Origin of the sequence: Microcystis sp. M31BS1 (genome assembly GCF_020245285.1) — a bacterium.
Taxonomy (GTDB): Bacteria; Cyanobacteriota; Cyanobacteriia; order Cyanobacteriales; family Microcystaceae; genus Microcystis; species Microcystis panniformis.
On record NZ_JADBVE010000324.1, the window covers coordinates 1 to 3,291 of the forward strand.

At 42.3% G+C, this 3,291-nt stretch carries 6 protein-coding genes; 1 reads left to right on the plus strand and 5 read right to left on the minus strand.

Annotated elements, in window-relative coordinates:
- Nucleotides 1–239: hypothetical protein (locus IM509_RS18430; RefSeq protein WP_287717310.1), on the plus strand; the 239-nt coding region annotated here is incomplete at its 5' end.
- A 244-nt stretch (nucleotides 240–483) separates the two neighbouring features.
- On the opposite strand, the gene IM509_RS18435 is transcribed toward IM509_RS18430, so the two are convergent.
- From IM509_RS18435 to IM509_RS18455, 5 genes are all read right to left on the minus strand, one after another.
- Nucleotides 484–858 carry a group I truncated hemoglobin gene (locus tag IM509_RS18435; protein WP_052278023.1) on the minus strand — a complete coding sequence of 125 codons (375 nt, stop codon included), beginning with the start codon at nucleotides 856–858 and terminating at the stop codon, nucleotides 484–486.
- Between the two features lie 237 nt (nucleotides 859–1,095).
- Nucleotides 1,096–1,371 (minus strand): ParE family toxin-like protein, encoded by a 276-nt coding sequence (locus IM509_RS18440; RefSeq protein ID WP_046660479.1) that lies wholly within the window; start codon nucleotides 1,369–1,371, stop codon nucleotides 1,096–1,098.
- Entirely contained in the window at nucleotides 1,368–1,595 is a 228-nt protein-coding gene (locus tag IM509_RS18445; RefSeq protein WP_052278024.1) for a hypothetical protein, read from the minus strand. Before IM509_RS18445 ends, IM509_RS18440 begins: the two co-directional genes overlap by 4 nt.
- 572 nt (nucleotides 1,596–2,167) lie before the next feature.
- Nucleotides 2,168–2,575 carry a hypothetical protein gene (locus IM509_RS18450; protein WP_052278025.1) on the minus strand — a complete coding sequence of 136 codons (408 nt, stop codon included), beginning with the start codon at nucleotides 2,573–2,575 and terminating at the stop codon, nucleotides 2,168–2,170.
- Nucleotides 2,576–2,578: 3 nt separating this feature from the next.
- A complete protein-coding gene (locus IM509_RS18455; RefSeq protein ID WP_052278563.1) occupies nucleotides 2,579–2,977 on the minus strand; it encodes a hypothetical protein in 399 nt (132 codons plus the stop codon).
- Nucleotides 2,978–3,291 lie beyond the last annotated feature (314 nt).

A 3,291-nucleotide genomic window follows, 5' to 3' on the forward strand; every position in this document is an offset into this window, starting at 1 on the left:
CTATCGGTGAAACCGTAGATTTTTTATCCGAATGCTTCGCCCCTACAGGACGCGGGCCGATGAAGACGCAAGGTTTTGAAGCACGATTCTCTCAAAATCTTGCACCTGTGGGAGCGAGAAAAGCCACAAAACCCTTACCTTGCCTACATTTCACCTTTATTCAGCAAAACCTACCTAAACCTGCTCACGGGTTTCAGCATTATGGCGCAATTTGCTTGCCTGCTCCTGACTATCGATAATATCAGGTCGGGAGCCAATAACCCCAACGCTTTCCCAATAAGCAACTAGCTCCAGCCCTGTTTTAGGAGGATTTTGTAGATAACTCATTCTCTAGCTCTGAAGGTAAATTTAGGCTGACGCTGTGCATAGACGTTTTTAGCTTATAATCATTTACTTGAATCAATGAGCATGGTGCGTTTCCCAAAATTGATCGCTGCAGCGGTAGGAATTGCATGAGGGAACGCACCCTACAGCTACATTGCTCTAGCGATTTAAGACATCGTTGCGATGAGTAACAGAACCTACAATCTGCACCACCTCATCAATTAAGGCTTGAGTAACTTCCAACTCAACGAGGGTAGCAACTAAATCCTCAGCGATCGCATCGAAGTGGCTATCGGTTAAGCCCATCTCAGCCACTAATTCTTTATGTGCATCCCTCATAGGACGACCATTCCATTGTTCAGCACCACCAAAAGCATAGGTCATAAAGGCTTTTTGATGTTGTTTCTGTTGTTGCATATCTGTAGGAGCGAAGAAACGCTGGACTCGCTCATCTGCCAAAACCTTTTCATAAAATTTTTCTACAGCTAGATCAACAGCCGCTCCACCACCAAGCTTTTCATACAGTGTTTTCATTGAAAATTACTCCTTAATTGTATGAGTTCAAATGTGACACGAGACAGATGGGAGAAGTTGAAATGTTCAATAATCAAAAAGATTAGAGTATGGATAAATCGTAATTCATCTGTATTAGCAGCCCGCTCGTTGGAGCAAGGAGTATGTCTAACGGTTGAACTCACTCGCCGCCAATGACTTTGGATGATGTAGATAAGTTTAGCACAAGGTCCGGTGCAGTGATTGGTTAGATCGCTCCTAATTCTTACCTAGAATCTTGTCATACTCGGAGTGCGACCCAACCCAGAACCAAACTATCTTTTCTTCGTCTGACTTCTTAATCCCTAATGCTCGCCATCCAATGCCGACTCTGACTGACCAGATTTTTTCTCTTGGTTTCACCTCTTTGAACTCTAGGCTGGGGTGAAATGGATTTTCTTTCCAAATCTCGTAATTTTTCTTGGCTGTTTCTTGTACCCTTTGCGGCAAACTGAGAAAAAGTTGACGAAACCTCTTGGTTCTGGCTGACTTCATTCTGCCCCAAAGCCTTTATCTTCTGTTCTCCCCTCTTGTTCTTCTATCAGGGCTTCCTGTGCCATTGTTATTAAAGCTCCCAATTCCATATCTTCGTTAGAAAGGCTTTGCTGCCATTTTAATTCACTTTCAATATCTTCTAGCAATTGTTGAGCAAGTTCATCTTGAAGATGCTCTGGCAGTTTCTGGATTTCTGTGAATGCTTTTTGCAACAGAGTAGTCATGTTTTGTTCATGTTTTACGCGTATTGGACTATTTTACTACTTTTTCTACTCTCTATTAATTATCCAGAAACTTTCCGAATAAGGAGAGTAAGGATATGCCGAAAGTTTCCGCATATCACCCCGTTTTGTCGATTCCTGACAATCAGCCGAAATAACATCAGCTTTTCCCCAAGATTTCAGCACCAATTGTTCAATCTGACTGCACTTCGTAACAAAAATTTACAACTCGATCATAAGCGATCGCACTCCCATCGATCACTGTGCCTAGACGTTTTTAGATTATTATCATTTACTTGAATCAATGAGCATGGTGCGTTCCCCAAAATCGATCGCTGGAGCGGTAGGACTCGCATGAGGGAACGCACCCTACAAGAGCAGCGATCATAAGTAGTCATGCAAAATTAATTACCTGCCCGATCGAGCTAAAACCCTTACGGGGCAATGATCGTCATGTGTAAATAATTTTGCCTAGGTACTTACTAAGTAGTCATGCAAAATTAATTACCTGCCCGATCGAGCTAAAACCCTTACGGGGCAATGATCGTCATGTGTAAATAATTTTGCCTAGGTACTTATTCCCAAGTTAGAGTGATACCTTCTAGGTTACATACTCTCTGAATAGTTTCCAGTTTACTTTCAGTCAATTTCCCAAATAGGTGAACTCTCATTTTATGCTTGGGATAATACTGTCCATAACTCTTTATTTGTCCAATCGCTGATTTCCAGCCTTTTGTATTTTTGACTTCAATTATTTCCGTATTAGTTAAGACATCTATTCTACCTACCTTATCAATGTAAACCTCGGTTTTTCCTCCTAATTCTCTAGCCAGTTTGTCCCGATACCAAGCCTCTGTCCCCTTTAAAGGAGTATTTATCTCCGGCTCAATAACTATGCCATTAACCTGATTAATAAAGTCCCGAATTGCTCCTCTTACTAATTTTTGAGCAGCATTGGGGGACTGTCTTTTCCGTTTAGCCATTACTTACTCAGTGAATAATTTAGAGATACCATACCCAGCTAAACCAATTACTGCTCCTACTGCCGCTACGGGAGCCATTGTCACTGCAACTGCCGTCCCTCCTACTGCTAATCCCATACCCCCAACTAATGCTGATATACCGGCTCCAGCACCCGCACCAATTGCCGCTGCTCCAATTGCCGTTGCGTCTTGTTCTTCTATTGCTTTTTTGGTTCCGTAAACTGCTGTGCCAACCACTGCTCCTGCTGCTGCTACTGGAGCCATACCGACTCCTAGAGCAGTTCCTCCTACAGCAAGTCCCATACCGCCAACTACTGCCGATGCACTAGCTCCAATCGCCGTACCCACTCCCACTGAAATCATTGCCTGTTGAACTTCTTCTGGCTTATTTTTGTCCGTCATTTCTGGCTTATTTTTGTCCGTCATTATTTTGCCTCATTTTTTAGGTTTAACTAATTAAGTACCTAGGCAAAATTATTTACACATGACGATCATTGCCCCGTAAGGGTTTTAGCTCGATCGGGCAGGTAATTAATTTTGCATGACTACTTATACATTATACAGAAACTTTCCGAATATACTTTGCACGGCTACAACTTGCATTTTTTACTCAAGGACAACGCCAATTCAAAAATGAAACGCATCAACCTCAAGAGTTGACAAAGAAAGGCTCATCAGGTACTGTCTGATCATTAACAAAAACAAATCAGACCCAA

What these genes read in the sequence shown, in the direction of transcription:
- IM509_RS18435 (WP_052278023.1), bottom strand. Translation starts at nt 858, where the DNA reads ATGAAAACACTGTATGAAAAGCTTGGTGGTGGAGCGGCTGTTGATCTA.
- IM509_RS18440 (WP_046660479.1), bottom strand. Translation starts at nt 1,371, where the DNA reads ATGAAGTCAGCCAGAACCAAGAGGTTTCGTCAACTTTTTCTCAGTTTG.
- IM509_RS18445 (WP_052278024.1), bottom strand. Translation starts at nt 1,595, where the DNA reads ATGACTACTCTGTTGCAAAAAGCATTCACAGAAATCCAGAAACTGCCA.
- IM509_RS18450 (WP_052278025.1), bottom strand. Translation starts at nt 2,575, where the DNA reads ATGGCTAAACGGAAAAGACAGTCCCCCAATGCTGCTCAAAAATTAGTA.
- IM509_RS18455 (WP_052278563.1), bottom strand. Translation starts at nt 2,977, where the DNA reads ATGACGGACAAAAATAAGCCAGAAGAAGTTCAACAGGCAATGATTTCA.